This is a genomic window from Pseudomonas sp. PS01299 (assembly GCF_029960145.1).
Classification (GTDB): Bacteria; Pseudomonadota; Gammaproteobacteria; order Pseudomonadales; family Pseudomonadaceae; genus Aquipseudomonas; species Aquipseudomonas putida_A.
This window is the reverse complement of the sequence record NZ_JASCPO010000006.1, coordinates 70,838-77,530: the sequence shown is the minus strand read 5'-3', so window position 1 is coordinate 77,530 and position 6,693 is coordinate 70,838. Positions and strand designations below refer to the sequence as shown.

The following is a 6,693-nucleotide window of genomic DNA, read 5'->3' as shown; positions in this document are numbered from 1 at the left end:
AGGAACGGCGTGTTGGCTGCATGAAATACCCGCTTAAAAGGCTAGAACTGGTGCCCACTTAAATGTAAGTGCACACCATGTCTTGGCTTTGCAGGGCTGGGTAGATGACTTGGCCGTACGCATACGGATGCTTGCCATGCTTCTCTACCGTATCCGTCCGGCCAAGTCATCTAGCCCGCTCTGCGAAGCCATGACAAACAGCCCGCCTCAAAGTCGCAAGCGGGCTAATAGATAGACTTGTTTCAATCCACGCCCATTGCCTTAAATACAGCCTCTACTGGTTCGCCATAAAAGCTGGTCTGGAACTTGGTGAACAGTTCGGCTGGGATGCTAGGGATGTCCTTGGCACTGCTCATTGGAAGCGCAACGCGCTTGCCTCCCGCGTCGAAAGCCACTTGCAGGCACTCGGCGATGCTTTCAACTGGCGTGATGCTACCTCCCAAGCTCATATCGCCGAGCACTACCATTTGACCTTGCGCAGGCCTGCCCATTAGGCCTGAAGCAAAAGCTACTAGGCTGGGTAGTGCCATATGAGTAAGAGGGCCGGTGTTTTGCAGTTCAACCACATGTAAATGGAAGTCGTGCTCCAGCACCTTAACCGAGGCGCTGATGCGCGAGGCGTTGGCCTTGAAGTAGTCAAAGGCAATCTTCACCTGTTCTTTGGCAGAACTGGAGTTCCATAGGCCGGAGGTAGCTAGCTTGCCTGTACCCTTCGTCACCTGCAGTTCGATCCGATATAACCCAGGCATGCCTTTTCCGCTCAAGCCTATAGTGTGGATAAAACCGGGCTTTCCTGGCCCTTCAGGGATAAGACCACCACCACCTTGCTCTTTCACAGTGACGAAGTGTTCTTCAAGGGTTTCGTTGTCGATGTAGCTGAAGTGAACATCGTAGAACTCCATTCCACCAATTTTCTTTAGCTGTTCCTTCACGCGTCGGCGGACTTGGAGTGCGTATTCGAGGCACTGGCGCACGTCTTCTTTGGTGAATACGTCGTGCGGGTAGAGCAGCTTAAGCAGGCCGGATACTGTTTTTCGTACTGCGATCACGTCGCGCTGGTTTAGGTTGTTACCCAGTTTGAAGTGTTTATCGATGGCGTCGGCGAAGCTGCGTTTGCGCATTTCGCGGAAAAACTCAGCCAGGTAATCGACGATTAGTCCGTACCTGTTGGTGAAAAACTCCGGGCGCATTTTTGGGATTTCCCAGCCAGGAATGTAGGCGTGGAATCTGTCAAAAAAGGCTGCGTCGATCATCTGCTCAGGGAACGGGGCCAGCAGATGACTGGTTTTTACCAGCGATTCAACGCTCTGGTTGATGTTGCCGACGAAGACCATGGAGGCCGAGGCTTCCATTTGCTCGCGACCGCGACCGAAAGAGCCGGAGGCCATGAAGTCTTTCATGATCTGAACACCGTCCTTGTCTTTGAAGTTGATGCCGGCCACCTCATCGAAGGCCACCACATCCCAAAGACCAACCAGACCTATGCGGCGACTGCTCATGTTGTAGAACAGGTTAGCAACGGTGGTTTGCCCGCCGGAGACCAGCATGCTGTTCGGCGAGCACTCCTTGTAGATATGGCTCTTGCCGGTACCGCGTGGGCCGAGCTCGCAGACGTTGTAGTTGTTCTCCACGAAGGGGACCATGCGGGCCAGCAAGTGCCACTGCACTGACTCATCCAGGGTCGAGGGCTCCATGCCGATGGAGCGGATCAGGGCCTCGCGCCATTGCGATGTATTCAGCGCAGCGCGCCCGGTGAAAAGCTCCTGCATGTTCATGTTCGGCATCTGGATCGGCTTGAGCAGTGTGACGCCAAAAGGCGATCCCGATTGGCCTTCCTCGTGGTAATAGCTTAGCGTTGCGATCACCCAGATGCCGCCCACAAGGAGCTTTTCGTATTCCTTGACGATGCCGGCAGAGATCTCAGCGTCCTTGATGCCTAGGTTGCTGAAAGAGGCTTCGTAGCGGTCTTTTTTTTCATTCAGGCGCACGGTGACTCGGTCGATCACCTTGTACGTGCCACGCTCGCGAACTAGAGACTTGACCTTCTCAGCCTCATCCGGGCGAACGTAGTTTTCGGCTAAAACAGTCTTGACGTTCTTCAGGCCTTGTTCGATCACTTCTGAGTCATCGGACGCGCAGTACATACCCAGCAAGTACTCAAGCACATAAACCGGTACGTTCGCGCCTTCCTTTATCAGCTTGGTCAGATCCTTGCGCACCACGCGACCGGCGAAGTGTTCGTTGAGCAAGTGATCGAGATCTTTATCCACTTGGGTTTCCATCTGGTCTAGTGCTCTCAAAAAAAGTCGTCAGTGAAGGCCAGGTCAATCGTTACACGGTAGCGCTCAAGCTCAGTGTTCAAATCTTTATCGCGGATTATCAGGAAGTAATCTTTCTGCCGGTCAAAGTCGCTGCCTGATAGTGACAGGCGTACCTGCTTAAGGCGCTCGCTCATGGAGTCCGTCGCGCAGTTGAACGTCACAACCTCCTCACTGGAGACCGGCTGCCCCCCTTCGTAGATGGCCACAGCAACCGTAATTGGTAGCACCTGCTCGCTGACAGACTCGGTCTGGATCAGGTCAAAGCGCTGGATATTGGTGACCATCTTCAGGGCAGATTTCGGTGAGATCACCCCGACTTTGCGTTTGGTGCGTTTCTCCGCTTTCTCGCCGCGTAACTGGTTGACCGTCAGCACAGGAACAACGATTTCCTGAGGCATGGCCCCGCCATGAACGAAGCGTGCACCGCCGACAAAGTGGAAACGATTCGCGCCTTTGGGTATCCAGAACTGAGTGTCCGATGTTGTGCCCGCAGTCTGCTTGGTCGATCCCTGCCAGACATCCTTGGCAGCAGGCAGCGTATGGCCAATGACATAGCGTTTCTTACTTTTGATCGCACTATCCGGCTTCTCTACGAGTGAGGTGCGATCCGCCGCCTCAAGCTTGCTCTGCTGGAAGAGGAAGCCATGATCGGCCGTGATCAACACTGTGCTGGTGTTGAAGTGCATGAGGATCTTGCGGGTCAGCTCGGTCAGCTCTTCAATGGCGAACTCGACGTGGTGGAAGGTATCTACCTCGGAGCCACCGCCCTTGTCACTGCGGTCATCGATCACGTTGTGATAGACGTATACCAGTTGCTGATCTTTAAGCGCTTCGCGTCCAGCGTCACGGGACCACTCTTTGACTTGCAGTGCCGTCACGGCCATGCCGCCATGCAGGGCAAGAGCTTTGTCGCGAGCGATGGTGTTGCCAGTATTGAGTCCGTCTACGAAAACACCATCACTGCCTTCGCGATACTCCAGCGTCTGGTGTGGCAACAGGGAGGCCATGCCTAACGTGGTGTAACTCGGCAATACGCCCAACTGGCTATTCAGGCTGGCCTTGCTGTAGCGCTTTTCATTGATGCGCTGGCACAGCTCGACGGCGGCTTCATAGCGGAAGGCATCGCTGATGATCACTACAACGCGCTTACTGCGATGTCCCTCCAACAAAGGTGCTACCCAACGTTCATAAAAATTCTGCTGGTTAGGAACGCCAGGTATTTTCCAGCGCTCCAAGCGCTGTTCGGCCTCAACACGATCGCCCCAGGAGCGTCCGAGCTGATCGAGATACCAATACGCATAGCACTGCTCGACGGCCTCATCAAGCTTCTTCAGCAGCTCGACGTGGGCGCGCTGAGAGGAGGCAAAATAATGGCGGTAAGCCGTGTCAAAACGGTACAGCTCGCTCTCATAGGCTTTGTACAACGCCTCGGTACTGGCGAAGTGAAAGCCCGCAGCGTGCTGGTGACGCTGCGTAAACAGGTCGATTGCTGCTGACAAAGCGGTGTATAGCAGCCGGAACTTGCGGCGTGTCTCATCGTCCTTATGGCGAGTCGCCCAGTAGTTATCCAATCGCTCTGAGATGATCTTCGAAAACAAACCGAGGTCACGCGGATCTGCCTCCGGAATAGCCTTAGTCAGGTCGACAATGATCTGCCGCTCGACGGCTTCGAAGGTCGCAACATTGGCCAAGCTCTCCAACGAGATTTCACCAATCTTCTGGGTGATATGCAGGGCCTCACCGACCCAGCCGGAAATCTCATCGTAGGCTTGGTAAAACCGTGAGCTGTCACGCCAGCGGGAAAGCAGTGCACGTGAAGTAGCTCGTGCGTTGGCTGAGGGAATAGCAATTGCTGATGCCCAGCTGGGAATATCGCCGATGCTTTCGCAGAACTCGGTCGCTAGCAGTCGAATAAGGAAATACCCAAAGCTGAACGGTTTATCGTCACTGACTTCCTCGATGGAGGCCTGATAGCCAACCTCTTCACGCAGGGCCTGCAGCAACGCCGGCATTAGGCCGAACTTGTACAGCTCATCGATGACCGCAGGATTCTGCTCAAGACCCAGATCGTCACGTACGGCACCATCAGCCAGGGTGCAAAGCAGCGTCATGACGTCACTGCCACTAGCACACAGCGCAACGGCAATCATCGCCAGATCCAACTCATGTTCGGTGTCAGTTGGTTGGATCAAGCGCTTCAGGCTGGCTAGGCGAGCCTTGCTGCTAAGGAAGCGCTCACGGCTGGCTAGATGCTCACGGAGCACCTGCTGGTGCAAGCCCAGGTCATTGAAGATCAGTGACACCTTGTCAGCATAGAAACTGCGCGAGTAAAGCTTGATGTCCAGCAACCAGTCATCATTCGCGTCAGGTTCGGCGCACGGGAAATAGAGCAAGTACTTACCTTCAGTGTCCTCAAGCTCCAGCTTGAGCTTAGTACCAAAGGTGGAAAGCCCTTGCATGTTCAGCACCTGTACACCGGGCAGATGGAGCTGGCCGAGTTCATCCGTGAAGCCCTGTTCAGGGTCGTACCAAAAAACGATGCGGTGGCTTTCTTTGAAAAATGCCTGCCGCAGGCCTTGGTTAAGTTGTTGTGAATCCATAATTAAATCCTTGGCCTACAGCAGAATCTCAGGCATGAAATTTACGTTAGACTTATCTTAATAGGCGCTTTGGATCTCTTCGCGAAGTTTTGTCACCTCAGCCAGTTCAGCGCGGAGGGCGTTTGCGCTGTCTGATTTGTCGACAGACTGAGCTCGTATTTCCCGGAGAGCTTCGTCAATATTCACGATAGATTGATCAAATCCTTTATCAAGTAGCTTCTCGACCTGAGCGTCGATACTTTTACGCACGGAATCGCTGTAGTCTTTAAAGTTTTTGCGGATATCCCGCTTTATTTTACGAATCTCTTTTTCATGTTCGGATTGCTGATAGTCGTCATACACCTGCATGCCAACCCCGAAGATCGCCATTGCTGGACCTAGAAATTTGGCGCCTTTACCTATTTTGTCCGCTATTTTCACAGCTTCCCAAGCCTTGAATTTGTAGCCAAAAAAGCCGCCGATCTCTTTAATGGCGGTATGTAGCGTGCTGCCTGAAACTGATTTGAGCCCTGTTTTAGATGCATCGCCAACAGCGCTTTTAGCAAGGAATGAGAATCCCTTTTCTGCGGATTTCGTCATGCTCTGGCTGAGAGCGCTGTTAAGCTTCAGGGGATCATCTTTGGTGACGCTGCCGACTTTCTCTTGCTCGGCTTCTGGATTAAAATTCTTTGCAGCTTCTAGGGCTTCATTGATTTTCAAGCTGGCTGGGGTATTTGCCAACTCGACCAGCTCCGCCTCGAGATCTACAAGGCACTCGTCTACAGTGACCTGTAGATCTTCCAGGGCAGAAGTTATCAGTCGCTCACATTCGTGAGTCGAACTGTCCTGTATTTTTTCAAATTCTTCCTGCTCTCCACCCAAAGTATCGGCAAGCCGATTTCCTTGTTCAACAATCTGGCTGTTCAGTTTGTCTAAGTCCGCGTTTACCTTTTTGATGAGGTCCCGTCTGTTGACTTGAAACACGCGTTTGTTTTGAGTGAGCAAGCTAACCAAGCCCTTTTGCAGTGGATCAGAAATGGTCAGCTCGTCAATTTTTGACTCCAGCTTGATTTGAAGCTGCTGGAGAGGGGTCGTCAGTCTGGCGTATAAGCCGCGTTTCGCGACAAAGTCATCAATTGCTTTGGCGAACCCTTCAGCGTTAGAAAGCGCCAATAACTCATGACGCTCTTGCTCGTCATCCTCATCGAATGCGTCGAAGAAAGACTGTGCATCAGTAAAGACGATGGGGAAGTCTTCTGGGATCTTTGGCTCAAGTACCTGGGTGATGCCGGTGATCTTGGTTTCTTTGTCGGCCGAGTCGCTTTCAAATTTGTTGATGACAATCATCATTTCCTTCGCGCGACCTTGGTTAAAGCAGAGGTTGCGGAAGGCGGCGCCTACTACATTGTCGAACAGTTCATTGGTGATTACGTAAACCAGCAAGTCTGCTTTCGCTATGGCTTCAAGCGCTTTGGCGTCATGTTGCTCGCACTCACCAGCAAGGATTCCAGGGGTATCCCAGATGTTTAACGATTTATGCTGATATTGAGTGACAAAGTCTGTTGTTACGCCAGCTCCAATTTTAATATGCTCAATGCCTGTCAGCATCTTAATTAGGGAGGACTTGCCAGCGCTGTACTGGCCGGCAAAAACAAGATTCAAAGGCGCTAAATCAATATCGAACTCTGCCTTCGATGATTTGAAATTGCTGGCGTTCCATAGCTTGTTAGAGCGCTGGTAAAGGCTTTCGACCTTTTCTTTGAGAGTGCTGTAACCAATTTCGCTCATGATTC

3 protein-coding genes are annotated in these 6,693 nt (G+C 52.4%); all 3 read right to left on the bottom strand.

Annotation, left to right across the window (positions count from 1 at the left end; all coding sequences use genetic code 11):
- Nucleotides 1–242: 242 nt before the first annotated feature.
- Genes brxL through QMX91_RS03045 form a run of 3 tightly spaced genes read right to left on the bottom strand, consistent with a single transcriptional unit; the run spans nucleotide 243 to nucleotide 6,688 of the window.
- Complete coding sequence (gene brxL / locus QMX91_RS03055; protein ID WP_198848268.1) at nucleotides 243–2,282, bottom strand: protease Lon-related BREX system protein BrxL; 2,040 nt, start codon at nucleotides 2,280–2,282, stop codon at nucleotides 243–245.
- Nucleotides 2,283–2,296: 14 nt separating this feature from the next.
- Entirely contained in the window at nucleotides 2,297–4,921 is a 2,625-nt protein-coding gene (pglZ, locus tag QMX91_RS03050) for a BREX-1 system phosphatase PglZ type A (RefSeq protein WP_236299164.1), read from the bottom strand.
- 57 nt (nucleotides 4,922–4,978) lie between these two features.
- On the bottom strand, nucleotides 4,979–6,688 hold the full coding sequence (locus tag QMX91_RS03045; RefSeq protein ID WP_198848266.1) for a GTPase domain-containing protein: 1,710 nt from the start codon (nucleotides 6,686–6,688) through the stop codon (nucleotides 4,979–4,981).
- Nucleotides 6,689–6,693: the final 5 nt, after the last annotated feature.